The sequence below is a fragment of the Streptomyces sp. NPDC058534 genome (assembly GCF_042717365.1).
GTDB lineage: Bacteria > Actinomycetota > Actinomycetes > Streptomycetales > Streptomycetaceae > Streptomyces.
In genome coordinates this window covers 1-18231 of sequence record NZ_JBHXNW010000114.1, presented here as the reverse complement: position 1 = coordinate 18231, position 18231 = coordinate 1, and the positions used below count along the sequence as shown (strand labels likewise).

The following is an 18231-nucleotide window of genomic DNA, read 5'->3' as shown; positions in this document are numbered from 1 at the left end:
CCCCCCCGGCCCCCGCGGGGGGGGGCCCGCCCCCCGGCCCCCCCCCGACGATGCTCAGCCTTCCACCCAGCCGTGCTTCCTGCCGTACTCGACCAGCCGCTGCCGGAGCCGCAGAATCTGTTCCCCGGACAGCGACGGAGCCGCGCTCAGCATGAGTTCCGTCATCTCGTGGGTGAACTCCGCGGCGCCGAGCACGTCACACGTCGGCTCCTCCGCCTCGTGGAACGAGGGCATCGGCGAATGCACCGGTGCGGCGGCCCGCAGCGGCGCGACATGCGCCGGCGCCACGGCCGGCGGCGCCCCGTCGGCCAGCTGGACGGACGACGCCTTCAGCCCGCGGTCACCCTCCTCCACCTCGAACTTCACCCAGGCCCCGGAACGCACGGACGTCTCCGGGATCAGCAGATCATTGGCATGCAGGAAGACATCCTCCCCGCCGTTCTCGGGGGCGATGAACCCATAGCCCCGCACCCCGTCGAACCTGACAACCCTGCCTACCGCCATCTCAACCCCACACCTTGTCGCACCTCTGAGCCCCAACGACTCCCCTGGATGGTAACTCCGGACCGCGGCGGGTGCGGACCGGGACGTTCAAGTGGGGCCGAGCGCCAGTTGAACACGCAACCGTTGAGGGGTGGGCCGGGCGGCGCACTCATAGATCGGAAGGCCCCGCTGCCGTACGCTGACTGCCGCACCGCGATTCCCGAAACCTCCGCATTCGAGCCATGTACAAGTGGTCGGCGAAAGGTGGGCACATGGCCGGGAACGGGCGGCGCGGTACGGGCGGAGAGGTCGCGGCCGGGGACCGGCACTACGTGCTCGTGTGCTCGCTGTGCGGCGACCGCCGGCCCGATGACGGCCTGATCCTGGACTGCCCGAGGGACCATCCGCCCGCACTGCTCAGAACGGAGTACGCCAACCGGCGATTCACCCCCGACGAGGAGTACGACGGACTGTTCCGCTACCGGGAGTGGCTGCCCGTGGTCCGGGCCCCCCGATCGACGGGCCGGGGCGTCGTGTACCGCAGCCGGGGCCTCGCCGGCGCCCTCGGACTGCGGCGGCTGTGGATCGCGTTCAACGGCTACTGGCCGGAGCGCGGCGCCTCGCTCGAAACCGGTACCTTCAAGGAGTTCGAGGCGCTCACGGTGCTCGGCCGGCTCCCGGGCCGGGAACACGTCCTGACCGTCGCCTCGTCGGGCAACACCGCCGCCGCGTTCGCCTGGGTCTGCTCCCGGCAGCGGGTGCCCTGCCTGATCGTCGTCTCCGGCAAGGGCCTGGGCCGACTGCGGTTCCCCGAGATCCTCGACCCGTGTGTGACGCTCGTGGTCATCGACGACGGCGACTACCCCGACGCCATCGCACTCGCGTCCTCGATCTCCCGCCTGCCGCCCTTCCGGGCCGAGGGCGGCGTGAAGAACGTCGGCCGCCGGGACGGCCTGGCGGCCGTACTGCTCACGGCGTACGAGGAAATGAGATGCCTGCCGTCGCACTATTTCCAGGCCGTGGGCAGCGGCACCGGCGCCATCGCGGTCCTCGAAGCCGCCCGCCGGATCAGCGTCGCCGCCGGCGGACTCCCCCTGCCCAGACTCATGCTGTGCCAGAACCTGCCGTTCACCCCCATCCACGACGCCTGGCGCATGGGGGCGACGGTGGGGAAGCGCGAACTCACGGACGGCTTCCGGGAATCCATCGCCAAGGTGCATGCCGACGAGCTGACGAACTGGGCACCCCCCTACAGCATCCGCGCGGGCGTGCACGACGCGCTGCGCGACAGCGACGGTGACGTCCTGGTCGCCGACAACGCCTCCGTCGTCGTCGCCAGGACCATGTTCCGCGAACTCGAAGGGATCGACATCGAACCCGCCGCGGGTGTGGCGGTCGCCTGCCTGCGCGACGCGGTGGCCCAGGACAAGGTCGACCGTGACGCGGTCGTCCTGCTGAACATCACCGGTGGCGGGCGCCGCCGCCTCGCGACGGACCGCCCTCTGGTGGGGGCCCGGCCGCACTGGCGGCTGACGAAGGACGCACTCACCGAGGACGGTCTGGCGCAGCGGATCGCCGCGCGACGCACATGAACGGCTTGGACGGGAGGAGCGGCAACAGGCGATACTCAAGCGCTCCTCAAGGAAATCGCTGCGTGCTGCTTTGATCAGGGAAGGATCTCATGCGGCTCTCGCTCGGCGACTACGCCCGACTGGCGCGCGAACGGCTGGACCCACCCGTCTGGGACTTCCTCGACGGCGGCGCCGGTGAGGAACGCACCCTGCTGGCCAACACCACCGCCTTCGACCGGGTACGGCTGCGGCCCTCGGTACTGAGCGGAGTCACCGTCCCGGAACTCCAGACCAAGATCCTCGACCGCCCGTGGTCCGTTCCGCTGGCCGTCGCGCCGATGGCCTACCACACCCTGGCGCACCCGGAGGGCGAGGTCGCCACCGTCCGGGCGGCGGCACGGCGCGGCGTCCCCGTCGTCGTCAGCATGTTCGCCGGCCGCACCTTCGAGGACCTCGCCGCGGTGGCCGCCGCTCCGCTCTGGCTGCAGACGTACTGTCTGCGGGACCGCTCCACCGTCCGACGGCTCGTGGAGCGGGCCGAGCACGCCCGGTTCGAAGCGGTCGTCCTCACCGTCGACACCCCCCGCCTGGGCCGGCGGCTGCGCGACCTGCGCAACGGCTTCCGGCTGCCCCCGGGCGTCGGGCCCGCCAACCTCGACGGCGACGGCTTCGACAGCCCGGCGGGCCACGCCCTGACCCAGTTCGACCCGGCGCAGGACTGGGGCTGGGTCGAGTGGCTGCGGTCGGTCACCCGGCTGCCGATCGTCCTGAAGGGCATCCTCACCGGGGCGGACGCCGCACGCGCGGTCGCCGCCGGGGTGGACGGACTCATCGTCTCGAACCACGGCGGACGTCAACTCGACGGCGTACCGGCGTCCCTGGACGCGCTGCCGGAAGTCGCGGCCGCGGTGTCGGACGCGTGCCCGGTCCTCCTCGACGGGGGCGTGCGCCGCGGCGCCGACATCCTGGCCGCCCGTGCGATGGGCGCGGACGCCGTCCTCCTCGGCCGTCCTGTGCTGTACGGACTCGCGGTGGACGGCGAGGAGGGCGTCGCGCGGACACTCGACCTGCTGGTCGACGAACTCACCGACGCCATGACCCTCACCGGCACCGCCTCCGTGGCCGCCGTGTCCCCCGAACTGGTCAGCACCTCGTCCGTGACCTGAACAAGAACAAGAACAAGAACAAGAACAAGAACAAGAGAGAGGAGATGGTGATGCCCGGCTGGAGTGTCAAGCGGCTTGTCCGCAGCAAGCGTCGCATGTGGGGGTGGACCTTCCGATGACCGTCCGGGCCCAGATCGTCGGCGTGGGCACGGCCGTGCCGCCGACCTCGTACTCGCAGCAGGAAGTACTGGACACCTTCGAGATCACCGACGCCAGGGCGCGAGGCGTCTTCCTCAACAGCGCCATCGAACGACGGCACCTGGTGCTCCCCCCGCCCGGCGCCGACGGCCGCCCCGTCGGCGAGCAGCAGGGCGATCTGCTCGACAAGCACAAGGCCCACGCCGTGGAGTCCGGAATCCGGGCCCTCGAAGCCTGTCTGAAGCGGGCCGGCGCGAGCCTCGCCGACGTGCGTCACCTGTGCTGCGTCACCTCGACGGGATTCCTCACCCCCGGGCTGAGCGCACTGATCATCCGTGAACTGGGCATCGACCGGGACTGCAGCCGCTCCGACATCGTCGGGATGGGCTGCAACGCGGGCCTGAACGCACTGAACCTGGTCGCCGGCTGGTCGGTGGCCAACCCCGGCGAACTGGCCGTCGTCCTGTGCTCGGAGGCGTGCTCGGCCGCCTACGCCATGGACGCCACCATGCGGACGGCTGTGGTGAACAGCCTCTTCGGCGACGGAGCCGCGGCGGTCGCGCTGATCGCCGGCGAACCCGCGTCCCCCGCACACCGGGCCGGCGCGGACGGCCCGCGCATCCTTCGGTTCGCCAGCCACATCATCCCCGACGCGGTGGACGCCATGCGCTACGACTGGGACCGGGACCTGGGCAGGTTCAGCTTCTTCCTCGATCCGCAGATCCCCTACGTCATCGGCGCGCACGCCGAAGAGGTCACCGACCGCCTGCTGGCCGGAACCGGCCTGCTCCGCGACGACATCAGCCACTGGCTGGTGCACTCGGGCGGCAAGAAGGTCATCGACGCGGTCGTCGTCAACCTCGGCCTGAGCCGCCACGCCGTCCGGCACACCACCGGAGTCCTGCGCGACTACGGGAACGTCTCCAGCGGGTCGTTCCTGTTCTCCTACGAGCGTCTCCTGGAGGAACAGGTGGCCACCCCCGGCGAATACGGCGTACTCATGACCATGGGGCCCGGCTCCACCATCGAGACGGCGCTGATCCAATGGTGACCGGCGTGAGCTTCCACCTGGAGATCGACGGCTCCGCACACCTCACGGCGGCCTCCGTGCGCGCCGTGGAAGCTGCCTGCGCCGCGGCCGAGCGCGACGGGTTCCTCGCCGTGTCGGTCACCGGCGTACCGGACGGCATGCGGACCGAGGCCGACGTCGCCCTGGTCAGCAAGTGGGAACGGGCACTGCGACGGCTCGAACGGCTGCCCGCGACCACGATCGCGGTCGCCTCCGGCGCGGTCGGCGGCCCCGCGCTCGACGCGCTCCTCGCCACCGACCACCGCATCGCGACCCCCGACACCCGCCTGGAGGTCTCCCTGAGCGGTGCGGCCACCTGGCCGGGCATGGCGCTGCACCGGCTCGTCCAGCAGGCCGGCATCGCGGCGGTGCGGCGCGCGGTCCTGTTCGGGCAGCCACTGACGGCGGCGCGGGCACTGGCCCTCGACCTCGTCCACGACCTCGTCGACGCGCCCCTGCCCGCGCTGACCGAGGCCGTCGAAGCGGCCCGCCTGCGCTCCGGCCGCGAACTGGCCATCAGACGGCAGCTGATGTACGACGCCGCCACCACCAGCTTCGAGGACGCACTCGGCGCCCACCTGGCGGCCTGCGACCGCACGCTCCGCCAGGCCGCCGCGGGAGCGGGCCGGTGACGGCCGAGGCGCCCGAGGCGACCGAGGCCATGGCGGGGCTCGACGCGGACGCACGCCGGGATCTGGCCCGGCTCACCGACGACTCCGCGACCTCGGACCGGACCAGGAAACTTCGGGTCGAGATCATGGACCGGCACGCGGACGCCCTCTACGACCGGCTCACCGACGGGCGTTCGGCGCACCCGCGCCTCGCCCGGCTGATGGCCGACACGGCCAGGGCGTTCCCCACGCTGGTGCCGACCGAGATCGACCAGGGCATCTTCCTGCGCGGCGTCCTGCGCGCACCGGACGCCGGCCCGCACCTGCTGTCGTCGATGCTCCGTCCGACCGAGCGCGCGCTGGCCCTGCTGCCGGAGTTCCGCCGGACCGGGGTCCTGGAGACCCACTCGGTGCACCTGGAGCGCCGGGACGGCGTGGCCCACCTGACCATGTGCCGGGACGACTGTCTGAACGCGGAGGACAACCGCCAGGTCGACGACATGGAGACGGCGGTCGACCTGGCCCTGCTCGACCCGGCCGTGGAGGTCGGCGTGCTGCGCGGCGGGACCATGACACACCCCCGCTACCGCGGACGACGGGTCTTCAGCGCCGGCATCAACCTCAAGAGCCTGCACGCCGGGGAGATCTCCCTGGTCGACTTCCTGCTGCGGCGTGAACTCGGCTACATCAGCAAGCTCGTCAGGGGCCTGCTCGTCGAGCGGGACGACGACTGGCGGTCGGCCACGGTGGAGAAGCCGTGGATCGCCGCCGTGGACACCTTCGCCATCGGGGGAGGCTGCCAGCTCCTGCTCGTCCTCGACCATGTGATCGCCGGTTCGGACGCCTACGTCAGCCTCCCCGCCGCGCGCGAGGGCATCGTCCCCGGCGTGTCGAACCTACGGCTCGGCCGCGTCGCCGGATCGCGGCTCGCCCGCCAGGTCGTCCTGGGAGGACGGCGCATCTGGGCGACGTCCCCGGAGGCGCGGCAGCTGATCGACGAGGTCGTGGAACCCGACGAGATCGACGCCGCCGTCGACCGGGCGGCCGAGCGGCTGCGCGCCCCGGCGGCCGTCCCGAACCGCAGCCTGCTCAACCTCGCCGAGGAACCCCCCGACGTGTTCCGCGCCTACGTCGCCGAGTTCGCCCTGCGACAGGCACTGCGGCTGCACGCGGAGGACGTGAAGGACAAAGCGGCCCGATTCAGCGGCCGAGCCACATGACCCGTTCCGCACGGCCACGAGCCGTCCGGGGCGTCTTCGTCGACGCGCGCCCACCCGCGCGCAGAACTGGAGGAGTGCGGTGCGCAGTCATCAGCCCGAACCGGCCGAACCGGCAGGCACGGACACGGGAACCGTTCCCCCCGATCCGGTCGTCGCCACCGCACGCCGCCGACTGGACGAACTGCGCACCGTGCGGACACCGGTCGAGGACTTCAGGACGGCGGTCAGGGACCTGGTGGTCATCGCCTCCCCGTTCCGTGGCGGCACCACACTGTTGACGGAACTCCTCCGCGGCGCCGAGGACCTCCTGCACTTCCAGGCCGAGATGCAGCCCATCCTGCGCCTGGCCGGGTGGACCCACCCGGAGAACGGCGCCGACTCGGAACGGCTCACCGGCCTCACCGGAGACGTCGCCCTCCTCGAAGGCGAACTGGGCAGCGACGTGGGCAACCCGGTGAGCGACTGGGACGCCATCGACTGGCCGCGGTTCGCCCAGGACGTGCTGTGGCGGTGGATCGTGCAGTGGCCCACGGCACCGCTCAGCCTGGCCGAGGTCGAGTCGATGCTGGCGAAGACGCTCGCGGACAGGCCGCCCGGCGGCCCCGACGACGGCGGCGACGATCCGACCCGGGCGATTGGCCTCACCCTGCTGAAGACGCTGACGACACGGTACGAGTTCGCGAACCCGTACTACGCCGACGTCTCGGCGGCCGAGATCAACGGCATCCTCCCGGGCGCACCCCGGCCGGCCGGACCGCACGGTGACACCGTCCTCGAATTCGCGCCCCTCGCCCTGCCCAAACCCTGGAAGAGGGCGACGCGGCAGGAGGTGGAGAGCCGGACGGTCATCACCAAGACCCCGGTCAACGTCTACAAACTGCGGGCCCTCAGGGAGTTCTTCCCCCGGGCCCGCATGAGGATCATCCACCTCACCCGCAACCCGGGCGCCGCGATCAGCAGTTACCGCGAGGCATGGCAGTCGCACTGGTTCTTCAACGCCCGGGTCGGCACTCCGCTGAACATCGCCGGATACACCGAACCGGGACGACCGTGGAGCGGAGACTGGTGGAAGCTCGACTTCCCGCCGGGCTGGCAGGACCTCACCGAATCCCCGCTGGAGGAGGTCTGCGCCACCCAGTGGCGCTGCTCGCACACCGCCATCCTCGACTTCGCGGCGCGGAACAAGGACGTCGACGTCCTCCGTCTCCAGTACGAGGACCTGATCGGCACCGCCCACGAACGCTCCCGGGTCATCGACGAGTTGGCGAGCTGGCTCGGCACGGACCGCACGCCCCTGCTGGCCCCGGCGGTGCGGGGGGTGACCCCCATGAACGCCCTCACGCTGCCGCGGCGCGCGAAGTGGTACGGCAACTACGACGTGCTCAAGGACGCCCTGAACAGACCGGACGTGCTGTCGCTCGCGGCGGAGCTGGGCTACTCGACGGACCTGACCGACTGGCCGTGACCCGCGCTCGCCGGCCGTGACCGCCGCTCACCGCCGGTGGCCCCGCTCACCGGCGGTGAAGCCAGGTCAGGAAGTCGGGCGACGCCAGAGCGGCCGCCCTGGCGTGATACCTCGTCAGCTCACCGCCGGTCAGCAGGGCCGTGCCGGACCCGGACCCACCCCGCCGGAAGAAGGCCTTGTTGTCACGGGTCGTACCCAGGGGCTGGATCCGGTCCGCGGCTGCGCGCATCCGGTCGAACGAGGCGGCCGCCACCAGGTCCGCCCAGCCGGTGCCTCCGGTGGGGACCCCGAGGTGCCGGCCCAGGCGGGCCATCTCCCCCGAGAGGTCGGCCGAGAGATCCTCGTAGTGGAAGAGGAAGACCCCGGCGTCGGCACGGCGCGACCAGGCGTCCGACAGATGCCACAGCACACCCCGCAACGACGACGGCTGCCCCTCACGGGGTGGATCGTCCTCGATCCACCGGGCCAGCCACTCCCGCGGCGGCACCTGCCGCTCCTGACGCGAGCCCCCGGGCCCCGGCACACCGCCGGACCGGTCGTGGTTGCCGCTCTGGTGGTACAGCGAGATCGCGGTGTCCAGCGGATGCCGGGCGACGACGACGTGGGTGACGTCCGGCGCCGTCACGATGTCGCTCAGCGGAGTATGGGTCTTGATCAGCCGCCGGTGCGACTGACCGGTGAACGCGGCGAACACCTCGTCGCAGGGACGCGCCATGTCGTCCAGCCAGGGGGACAGTTGGGGCAGCGGCGCCGGGAGGTCCGGAGTCCGCAGGACCAGCAGGGCGCAGATCATCTGCATCCACGTGGTGCCGCTCTTGGCGGGTGTGCTGATGACGATGTCGTCCGACCTGAAGTCGAACCGGCGCCACCGCGCCGTCCGGAGGAACGTCCACAGCGAGAGGGCGGCGGCGCGTCCGCGGTCGGTCGGGACGAGCCGCACCCGTCGGCGGTCGGCCGGACCGACCCGCAGTTCCAGGTACTCGTGTGTGATCAGCGCGTCCACGGTCTCGCCGGCCTGCCGGTCGCCGATGCCCAGCACGCGCTTGAGGTCCCCGGCCGCTCCGCCCCGGAACGCCATGGCACCCAGGACGAACGGCCCGTGCCGCGGAAGGCCGTCGAATCCCGCTGCCGAGAGATGGGCGTCGAGGTCCGGCTCCACCTCCCCCGCCTCCCGGAGCAGGGAGCGGAGCATTTCATCGCTGACGGCAACAGGAAACACATCCGCAGCGTATTGACCGGCCGTCCGGCCGTCAATGCGTGCAATCTCGACAACGCCCGCCGCCCGTCCGGAAATCGAAGCGAAAGCCGCCCCTTTCCCTTTTTCGCCCGTCGGTCGTCGTTCCCAGCGGCAGTGATCCTCAGGTAGCGTGCACCGACGCCATTCGGATACCGGAGGGTTCCCATGGATATTGGCGCGATCGATCATCTCGAATGCTATGTGGCCGATGTGGACAGCTCGGCCCTCTTCCTCCGCGACGCGTTCGGCTTCCAGGTATGCGGTCGCGGCGGGCCCGAGACCGGCCTGGCCGGCTGCCGGTCGGTGCTGCTGCGCCAGCACGGGATCAGCCTTCTGCTGACGACCGCGCTGGACGAGCACCATCCGGCGGCCGGCTACGTGGAGCGCCACGGCGACGGGGTCGCCGTCATCGCCGTCACGACCGTCGACGCCCACGCGGCGTTCACCGAAGCCGTGGAACGCGGCGCGGCGGCGGTGGAACCCCCCACCGAACTCAAGGGCGACGGGACACGCGTCGCCACCGCCTCGGTGAGCGGGTTCGGCGACGTCGTCCAGCGGTTCGTCGAGCGGACGGACCCCGACGGCCCCTTCGCCCCCGGCCTCCTCGTCGAGGAACGCCCCGGGGCCACCGCGCCGGGACTGCTGAGGACCATCGACCACCTGGCCGTGTGCGTCCCCGCCGGCGAACTGGACCGCACGGTACGCGACTACCAGTCGATATTCGGATTCTCGCAGACTTTCGAGGAACGCATCATCGTCGGCTCACAGGCGATGGATTCCAAAGTGGTGCAGAGCGAAACCGGAAAAGTAACCCTGACCATTATCGAACCGGACACCACCCGGGAGCCGGGACAGATCGACGAATTCGTCCGCGCCCACGACGGAGCCGGCGTGCAGCACATCGCTTTCCTCACCCAGGACATCGCGGATGCCGTGCGCGACTGCACGAAACGCGGCGTCCGCTTCCTTTCGACGCCCTCCCGCTACTACGACGCCCTGCCCGACCGGATCGGCGAACTCGGCGTCCCCCTGGACGAGCTGCGCGAACTCAACATCCTCGCCGACCGCGACCACTGGGGCCTGCTGCTCCAGCTCTTCACCGAGTCACGGCACCCCCGGGGCACCCTCTTCTACGAGCTGATCGACCGGCGCGGTGGGCGCACCTTTGGCAGCAACAACATCAAGGCCCTCTACGAGGCGGTCGACCGGCAGCGTGCCGCGGACCGGGAACCGGCCACCTGAGACGAGCGGAGGACCGTGATGGGGCAGACACGGGCACGGACGGAAGAAGCCGACGTCGTGGTGGTGGGAGGCGGCCCGGCCGGCTCGACCGCCGCCGCACTCGTCGCCCTGCGAGGACACCGGGTGGTGCTCCTGGAGAAGGAGAGGTTCCCGAGGTACCAGATCGGCGAGTCGCTGCTGCCGGCCACGGTGCACGGAGTCTGCCGCCTCACCGGCGTCGCGGACGAACTGGCCGCCGCCGGCTTCACCAGGAAACGCGGCGGCACCTTCCGCTGGGGGTCGAGACCCGACCCGTGGACCTTCTCCTTCTCGGTCTCGCCCAGGATGGCGGGCCCCTCCTCCTTCGCCTACCAGGTGGAACGCTCGAAGTTCGACCACATCCTCCTCAACCACGCCCGCAACCTCGGCGTGGACGTCCGCGAGAGCTCGGCCGTGCACCGCGTCCTGGAGGACGGCGACCGGGTGAGCGGAGTCGGCTACACGGACGAGGACGGCGAGCGGCACGAGATCACGAGCCGGTACGTCATCGACGCCTCCGGCAACACCAGCCGGCTCTTCCACAACGTCGCCGGCACCAGGAACTACTCGGAGTTCTTCCGCAGCCTCGCTCTCTTCGGCTACTTCACCGGCGGCAAGCGACTCCCGGAGCCCAACTCCGGCAACATCCTCTCGGCGGCCTTCAAGAGCGGCTGGTTCTGGTACATCCCATTGAGCCCCGAACTGACCAGCGTCGGCGCCGTCGTACGCCGTGACATGGCGCAGAAGGTCCAGGGGGACCCAGAGGCGGCACTGAGCGCCCTGATCGACGAATGCCCCCTCATCAAGGAGTACCTGGCCGACGCCGAACGCGTCCGCACCGGTCAGTACGGGCGGCTGCGGGTGCGGAAGGACTACTCCTACCAGGCCACGTCCTACTGGCGTCCCGGGATGGTCCTCATCGGCGACGCCGCCTGCTTCGTGGACCCGGTGTTCTCCTCCGGGGTCCACCTCGCCACGTTCAGCGCGCTGCTCGCCGCGCGCTCCATCAACAGCGTCCTCGCCGGCACGGTCGGCGAACAGGACGCCTTCCGCGAGTTCGAGGCCCGATACCGCCGCGAGTACAGCGTCTTCTACGAGTTCCTCGTCTCCTTCTACGACATGAACGTCAGCGAGGAGTCGTACTTCTGGCGGGCGAAGAAGGTCACCGGCAGCTCGGCGGCGGAGTTCGAGTCGTTCATCGACCTCGTGGGCGGGGTCGCCTCCGGGGAGGCCGCGCTCACCGACGGCCGGACGGCCGCGGCGGAACTCAGGTCGAGGTCGGCGGAGTTCTCCGGCGCGGTCGACCAGGTCGCCGCGGACGACGGGGGGACGATGGTCCCCCTCTTCCGTTCCGAGGTGGTCCGCAACGCCATGCGACAGGGCGGCCAGGTCCAGAGCCACGCCATGCTGGGAGACGACGCCGAGGACGAGACACCGCTCTTCCCCGGCGGACTGGTCGGCTCACCCGACGGGCTGTCCTGGCAGACCCGCAAACGCGAGGACCCGGCCGGCTAGGACCCGGCCGTCGCCGACTTCTGCGGGGCGAACTGCGTGCGGTACACCTCCGCGTAGAGCCCGCCGCCCGCGAGCAGCTCCTCATGCGTCCCGCGCTCGGCGATCCGCCCCTCGTCGATGACCAGGATCTGGGAGGCGTCGCGGACCGTGGACAGCCGGTGCGCGATCACCAGCGACGTCCTGCCGTCCAGCGCGGTCGCCAGCGCCCGCTGGACGGCCGCCTCCGACTCCGAGTCCAGGTGCGCCGTCGCCTCGTCCAGCACCACGACCGCCGGAGACTTCAGCAGCAGCCGGGCCAGGGCGATCCGCTGCTTCTCACCCCCCGAGAGCCGATAGCCGCGATCACCCACCACCGTGTCCAGACCGTCCGCCAGCGAGGAGACCAGCTCCCAGATCTGCGCGGCCCGGCACGCCTCGACGATCTCCCGCTCCACCGCGTCCGGCCGCGCATAGGCCAGGTTGGCCCGGATGGTGTCGTGAAACAGATGGGCCTCCTGACTGACCACACCGATCGTCTCCCGCAACGAGGCGAGCGTCAGGTCCCGGACGTCCTGACCACCGATGCGCACCGCCCCCACATCGGGGTCGTACAGCCTGGGCACCAGCCGGGTGACCGTCGTCTTGCCCGACCCCGAACGGCCCACCAGCGCCGTCAGGCGGCCGGCCGGCGCCCGGAAACTCACCCGGTCCAGCACCTGCGCCGGGACCGCACGCTCGGGAACCGCCGACGCGATGGACTCCAGCGACGCCAGGGAGACCTTCTCGGCGGCCGGGTACGAGAACGACACCCCCTCGAACTCGACCTCCGGCGCGCCGGTGTCCGACGCGACCGCGAGCGGGCGGGCCCCGGGACGCTCCTTGATGATCGGCTCCAGGTCCAGCACCTCAAACACCCGGTCGAAGCTCACCAACGCCGTCAACACACTCACCTGCATGTTCGACAACTGGTTGACCGGTCCGTACAGCCGGGCCAACAGCGTGACGAGCGCGACCATGGTGCCCAGCTGGAACACCCCGTCGATGACGAGGCTGCCCCCGAGCCCGTACATGACGGCGGTGGTCAGCGACGTCAGCAGACCCATCAGGATGAAGAACGAACGCGCGTACACCGCGGTGACCGTCGCGATGTCACGGACCTTCCCGGCCCGGTCCGCGAAGAGACCGGACTCCTCCTCCGGCCGCCCGTAGAGCTTGACGAGCAGCGCACCCGACACATTGAACCGCTCGTTCATCATCGAGGCCGCCTCGGCGTCCAGCTGCATCTGCTCCCTGGTCAGCCGCTGAAGCCGCTTCCCGATCACCTTGCCGGGCAGCAGGAACAGCGGAATGAGCACCAACGCGGCCAGCGTCAACTGCCAGGACAGATACAGCATGGCCGCGAGGACGAGCACCAGCGTGAGAAGAGTGGACACCGCCTGGGACAACAGCGTCGTCACCGCCTGCTGAGCGCCGATGACATCCGTGTTCAGCCGGCTGACGAGGGACCCGGTCTGCGCCCGGGTGAAGAAGGCCATCGGCTGCCGCTGCACATGACGGAACACCTCGGTCCGCAGATCGTAGATGAGGCCCTGGCTGATCTGGGCCGAGCACCTGGTCTGTACGAACAGGACCAGCGCGTCGAGCAGCGCCAGCCCGGCGATCGCCAGGGACAGCGTGACCACCACCGAGACCCGGCCCGGCATCACACCGTCATCGATGATCACCTTGAGGATCAACGGCATGGACACCGTGATGACCGCGTCGGTCGCGGTCACGAACATCAGAAGACCCAGCCGCCATCGGTACGGCTTCGCGTAGGGGATGATCCGGCCGAGCGTGCCGGGCTTGATCTGCTGGCGGGTGACCGAATCACCGAGGCGCAGCCGTATCGGCCCGGGGCCTCCAAGCATGGGGCGCGTACCTCCTCCGTCATGGGCGACGAGACGTACCCACCCTCCATGGGAGATGTGCCAGCCGAGTATCGCTCGCCGCGACTCCGACTGACAACACACACACGGCGGTTGAAGCGCCCCGGTCCTTCACTGGCGGCAACCGGTGCCTGCTGTTAGCGTCCGCGCGAACGCACCGCCATTGGTTTCCTGCTCCAGGAGGGTGACGTTGACGACTGAGAATCCACCCGCGACACCGACCCGTCCGGTTCCCCCGGAATCCACCGCGAGCGGGGCCCTCCTCCACCGGGCCGACCTGCACGGCAGCGTCTCCGACCCGACGCTGGACACGATGAACTTCCTCAACGAAATCACCCTGCGATATCCGGGCGCCATCTCATTCGCCCCCGGCCGGCCCTACGACGGATTCTTCGACACCGGCCAGATATTCGAGCACATCCAGCGATATCTGAACCACCTCTCGGACAAAGGGAATTCACCCGAAGCCGTCCGCGACGCGATGTTCCAGTACGGCCCGACCGCGGGACGCATCCGCGAGCTGATCGCCGACTCCCTGCGCCGCGACGAGGACATCGACGTCCCCCCGGAATCCATCGTCGTGACCGTCGGCTGCCAGGAGGCGATGCTCCTCGCCGTACGGGCCCTCATCGCCGACCGCGACGACGTACTCCTCGTGGCCAGCCCCTGCTACGTCGGAATCACCGGCGCCGCCCGCCTCCTGGACGTCGAACTGATCGCGGTCGAGGAACAGGAGAGCGGCCTGCGCACCGCCGACCTGGAAGCGGCCCTCGAAACCCAGCGAGCCCGTGGACGCCGCCCCCGGGCCTTCTACGTCGTACCCGACCACTCCAACCCCTCCGGCACCACCATGCCCCTGGCCACCCGGCACAAACTGCTGGACCTGGCCGACCGCCACGACATCCTGGTCCTGGAGGACAGCCCGTACCGCCTGGTGAGCGGCGCCCCGCGCCTGCCCACCCTCAAGTCCCTCGACCGCCGCCACCGCGTGGTCCACCTCGGATCCTTCTCCAAGACGCTCTTCCCCGGCGCCCGCGTCGGCTACGCCGTCGCCGACCAGCCCGTCCGCGACGCGCACGGCCGGACCGGCCTCCTGGCCGACGAACTGGCCAAAATCAAGAGCATGGTGACCGTCAACACGTCCCCACTGAGCCAGGCCGCGGTGGCGGGCATGCTGCTGGCCGCCGAAGGACAGGTCGCCGAACTCAACAAAGAGACCTCGGCCTACTACCAGGGCACCATGCGCTCCACCCTCCACCGGCTCGAACAACGCTTCCCACCAGGCGTCCGCGAGGCGACCCGAGTCCGGTGGAACAGCCCCGAGGGCGGCTTCTTCCTGACCGTGCGGGTCCCGTTCCGCGCCGACAACGAGGCCCTCGCCCGGTCGGCCCAGGACTTCGGCGTCATCTGGACACCCATGTCCTACTTCCATCCCCACGGCGGCGGCGGCGACCACAGCATCCGCCTCTCCACCAGCTACCTGACCGAGGATCACATCAGCGAGGGCATCCAACGACTGGGCGACTTCATCGAGCACGAAGCACAACGCCCGACCGGACCCACGACCTGACAACCACGCCCGCAGACAACGCCGTTCAAGTGGCGCCACGCCCCAGTTGAACACTTCAACCACCTTGGCCCGGCCAGGACGCTGACCTCGGGCAGCGTACGGATCGACGTATTGCGTCGATCCGTTCGGCAGGACAGTATTCCTCGGGGCGGGCTCCCCGGACGACGAGCCCACCGTGTGCGCAGGTAATGGGGGAGGAATACTCGCTCGTGAGCCAGGCCATGCCGCCCATACGCGACGACGACGCACGCCGACCGCGACAGACCGGCGAAGACCCGGCCTGGCGCCGAAGGCGGCACCAGGACAGACAGCGACACCACGACCGGTCCTCCGAACGGCCGGCGGTGACGACGCTGGAAGCGGTGCGGGCATGCCGCAGCTCCTGACCAACGGTGTCCGCCTCGCCTACGAACGCCAGGGAGCGGGCACACCGGTGCTCTACATCATGGGCTCCGGCGCCGCCGGACGCGTGTGGACCGTCCACCAGACCCCGGCCGCGGTACGCGCGGGCTACGAGGCCATCACCTTCGACAATCGCGGAATCCCGCCGTCCGACAGCCCTCCCGGCAGGTACTCGCTCGCCGACCTGGCCGAGGACACACGGGGACTGATCGAAGCACTGGGCCTCGCACCCTGCCGGATCGTCGGCGTCTCCATGGGCGCCCTGATCGCCCAGGAACTGCTGCTCACCTCGCCGCACCTGGTCCACTGCGCCGTCCTCATGGCCACCAAGGCACGCTCCGACACGGCCCGGACCGCGCACGCCATGGCACACCGGGCGCTCACCGACTCCGGCGTCACCCTGCCACCCGAGTACTACGCCGCCACGACGGTCTTCGAGATGTTCTCACCGAAGACCCTCAACAACGACGACGCGATCTCCCTCTGGCTCGACACGTTCCAGATCGCGGACGGCGGCCGGCACCTGGGCGGCGGCCAGTCCTGGGCCGGCCTCACCGGCGAGGACCGCCGTCCGGCCCTGCGCGACACCACCGTCCCCTGCCGGGTCATCGCCTTCTCCGACGACCTCATCACACCACCACACCTGGGCGCCGAAGTCGCCGACGCCATCCCGGACTGCGACTACGTCGAGATCCCCTCCTGCGGCCATCTCGGCTACCTGGAACGCCCCGAAGAGATCAATTCCGCCATCCTGGAGTTCCTGCGAAAGCACGACGACTGAACGTCACCGAGCGCGATTTCAAGCCGTCAGCAGCCAGAGAGGAAAACGTAAATGACCAACCCCTTCGAGGACCCGGAAGCCACCTACCTCGTGCTCGTCAACGACGAGGGCCAGCACTCACTGTGGCCCGCCTTCATCGACGTACCGGCCGGCTGGGAGGTGATCCTCAGTGAGTCCAGCCGCCAGGAATGCATGGACTTCATCGAGACCAACTGGACCGACCTCCGCCCCAACAGCCTGATCAAGGCCATGGAGAACAACTAGGTCCACCACTCCGCAAGACGAGTTGTCAGCCGGCCGAGCAGCCGGCTCCTGTGCCGCTCACGGGCAGTCGAAAGCCGAGGAGGTCAGGTCAGGTATGTCCCATGACGCGGAACACGGCCAGGAGCTGATGACGGGGCAACTCGCCATCTGGAACGCACTCCAACTCGAACCCGTGGACCCGATCTTCAACATCGCCGAATACCTCGACATCCAGGGCGACCTGAATGCCGAGGTATTCGTGGCCGCACTGCGCCGGCTCCTGGGCGAATCCGACTCCCTCCACGCCTGCTTCCGCGGCACCGGCACGGAGGCCAGGCAGTACAGGATGCCGCCGGACCGACTGCCCATCCACGTCATGGACGTCACCTCCTCCGCCGCCCCCGCCGCAGCCGCGGTCGAGTGGATGCGCGCCGACATGAACCGCTCCCTCGACGTGGCGAACGGCCCGCTCGCCACCCACGCCGTCTTCCGGATCGCGGAGCGGCGCTACTTCTGGTACATGTGCGCCCACCACCTCGTCGGCGACGGCTTCAGCGCCACCGTGCTCGTCGCCAGGCTGTCGCACATCTACGCCGCCCTGCTCGCCGGCGACGACCCCGCCGAGTCCGAGGGTGCCCTGGAGTCCTCCTCACTCCTCCTGGAGGAGGACCGCAGATACCGCCAGTCGGAAGAATTCCGGGAGGACCGGCGCTTCTGGCTCGACCTGCTCGCCGACTGCCCTGGCACGGCCACCATCAGCGGCCTGCCCGTGCGCAGGGCCAGGTTCCTGCGTCGCAGGCACCTGGTCGAGGTCGACCGCGACCAGGCGGCCCGCATGAGGTCGTCCGCACGGAGACTCCGCACCAGCCTGGCCGGACTCGCGATCACGGCCGGCGCCGCATGCCTGCACCAGATCACCGGAGCCGACGACCTCACCTTCGGCATCCCCGTCCTGGGACGCGCCAACAACCGCCTGCGCGGAATCCCCGGCACGACCACCAACATCGTCCCCGTCCGCTCCCGGCTGGACCCCAGCGCCACGCTGGCCGACATCGTGCGCGCCACCTCACGCAACGTCCGTGCCTCACTGAAGCACCAGCGCTACCACCAGATGGACATCCTCAAAGACCTGCACCGCGTGGGATCCGGCCCCGTCTTCGGCACGATCCTCAACGTCATGTCGTTCGACTACCAGGTCCAGTTCGGGGACTGCACGGCGACGGCCCACAACATCTCCAGCGGACCGGTCGACGACGTCCAGATCTCCATCTACGACCGCTCGACCGACGCCGGCTTCGAAATCGCCGTCGACGTGAACCCCGAGACCTACAGCGCCGAGGCGGCGGCGGACATCGCCCGCCGCTTCCTGCACGCCCTGGAACAGCTCACCGACGCTTCCCCCACGGAGCGGGTCGGCCGCCTGCAGCTGCTTTCGGAGACGGATCGGCACCAAGTGATCTCCGAGTGGAATGACACGGGTGTGGTGGTGGGGGATGTGTCGGTGGTGGGGTTGTTCGGGGAGGTGGTGGGGCGGGATCGGGGTGCGGTGGCGGTGGTGTGTGGGGATGAGCGGGTGTCGTATGGGGAGTTGGA

The 18231-nt window shown here is 70.0% G+C and carries 15 protein-coding genes; 12 read left to right on the top strand and 3 right to left on the bottom strand.

Annotated features, from left to right (window positions below):
* Window positions 1-54: 54 nt before the first annotated feature.
* A complete protein-coding gene (locus ACFWR9_RS39870; RefSeq protein WP_383851749.1) occupies window positions 55-504 on the bottom strand; it encodes a cold-shock protein in 450 nt (149 codons plus the stop codon).
* A gap of 251 nt (window positions 505-755) precedes the next feature.
* Here ACFWR9_RS39870 and ACFWR9_RS39865 point away from each other — a divergent pair, with 251 nt between their 5' ends.
* The 6 genes from ACFWR9_RS39865 (at window position 756) to ACFWR9_RS39840 (ending at window position 7723) form a co-directional block, all read left to right on the top strand.
* Window positions 756-2075, top strand: a complete 1320-nt coding sequence (locus tag ACFWR9_RS39865) for a cysteate synthase (protein ID WP_383851746.1) — start codon at window positions 756-758, stop codon at window positions 2073-2075.
* 89 nt (window positions 2076-2164) lie between these two features.
* Window positions 2165-3220 (top strand): alpha-hydroxy acid oxidase, encoded by a 1056-nt coding sequence (locus ACFWR9_RS39860; protein ID WP_383851744.1) that lies wholly within the window; start codon window positions 2165-2167, stop codon window positions 3218-3220.
* A 115-nt stretch (window positions 3221-3335) separates the two neighbouring features.
* Window positions 3336-4409, top strand: a complete 1074-nt coding sequence (gene dpgA, locus ACFWR9_RS39855; protein ID WP_383851741.1) for a 3,5-dihydroxyphenylacetyl-CoA synthase DpgA — start codon at window positions 3336-3338, stop codon at window positions 4407-4409.
* Window positions 4410-4414: 5 nt separating this feature from the next.
* Window positions 4415-5059 (top strand): enoyl-CoA-hydratase DpgB, encoded by a 645-nt coding sequence (gene dpgB, locus ACFWR9_RS39850; RefSeq protein WP_383851739.1) that lies wholly within the window; start codon window positions 4415-4417, stop codon window positions 5057-5059.
* A complete protein-coding gene (gene dpgC / locus ACFWR9_RS39845; RefSeq protein ID WP_383851736.1) occupies window positions 5056-6258 on the top strand; it encodes a (3,5-dihydroxyphenyl)acetyl-CoA 1,2-dioxygenase DpgC in 1203 nt (400 codons plus the stop codon). Before dpgB ends, dpgC begins: the two co-directional genes overlap by 4 nt.
* A 79-nt stretch (window positions 6259-6337) precedes the next feature.
* Window positions 6338-7723 carry a sulfotransferase gene (locus ACFWR9_RS39840; RefSeq protein ID WP_383851734.1) on the top strand — a complete coding sequence of 462 codons (1386 nt, stop codon included), beginning with the start codon at window positions 6338-6340 and terminating at the stop codon, window positions 7721-7723.
* 46 nt (window positions 7724-7769) lie between these two features.
* On the opposite strand, the gene ACFWR9_RS39835 is transcribed toward ACFWR9_RS39840, so the two are convergent.
* Window positions 7770-8942 carry a sulfotransferase domain-containing protein gene (locus tag ACFWR9_RS39835; RefSeq protein WP_383851731.1) on the bottom strand — a complete coding sequence of 391 codons (1173 nt, stop codon included), beginning with the start codon at window positions 8940-8942 and terminating at the stop codon, window positions 7770-7772.
* A gap of 183 nt (window positions 8943-9125) precedes the next feature.
* On the opposite strand from ACFWR9_RS39835, the gene hppD reads away from it, so the two are divergent.
* The gene (hppD, locus tag ACFWR9_RS39830) at window positions 9126-10202 is read left to right on the top strand and encodes a 4-hydroxyphenylpyruvate dioxygenase (RefSeq protein ID WP_383851729.1); all 1077 of its coding nucleotides are present in this window, start codon (window positions 9126-9128) and stop codon (window positions 10200-10202) included.
* An 18-nt stretch (window positions 10203-10220) separates the two neighbouring features.
* Window positions 10221-11735, top strand: a complete 1515-nt coding sequence (locus ACFWR9_RS39825; protein ID WP_383851726.1) for a tryptophan 7-halogenase — start codon at window positions 10221-10223, stop codon at window positions 11733-11735.
* On the opposite strand, the gene ACFWR9_RS39820 is transcribed toward ACFWR9_RS39825, so the two are convergent.
* A complete protein-coding gene (locus ACFWR9_RS39820; RefSeq protein WP_383851723.1) occupies window positions 11732-13624 on the bottom strand; it encodes an ABC transporter ATP-binding protein in 1893 nt (630 codons plus the stop codon). The genes ACFWR9_RS39825 and ACFWR9_RS39820 overlap by 4 nt on opposite strands.
* 208 nt (window positions 13625-13832) lie before the next feature.
* Here ACFWR9_RS39820 and ACFWR9_RS39815 point away from each other — a divergent pair, with 208 nt between their 5' ends.
* The 4 genes from ACFWR9_RS39815 to ACFWR9_RS39800 all read left to right on the top strand — a co-directional run.
* Window positions 13833-15212 carry a PLP-dependent aminotransferase family protein gene (locus ACFWR9_RS39815; protein ID WP_383851721.1) on the top strand — a complete coding sequence of 460 codons (1380 nt, stop codon included), beginning with the start codon at window positions 13833-13835 and terminating at the stop codon, window positions 15210-15212.
* A 370-nt stretch (window positions 15213-15582) separates the two neighbouring features.
* Window positions 15583-16395 carry an alpha/beta fold hydrolase gene (locus ACFWR9_RS39810; protein WP_383851718.1) on the top strand — a complete coding sequence of 271 codons (813 nt, stop codon included), beginning with the start codon at window positions 15583-15585 and terminating at the stop codon, window positions 16393-16395.
* 51 nt (window positions 16396-16446) lie between these two features.
* Window positions 16447-16659: an MbtH family protein gene (locus ACFWR9_RS39805; RefSeq protein WP_122616379.1), complete on the top strand. Its 213-nt coding sequence runs from the start codon at window positions 16447-16449 to the stop codon at window positions 16657-16659.
* Between the two features lie 94 nt (window positions 16660-16753).
* A partial coding sequence (locus ACFWR9_RS39800; protein ID WP_383851716.1) for a condensation domain-containing protein occupies window positions 16754-18231 on the top strand: 1478 nt, incomplete at its 3' end.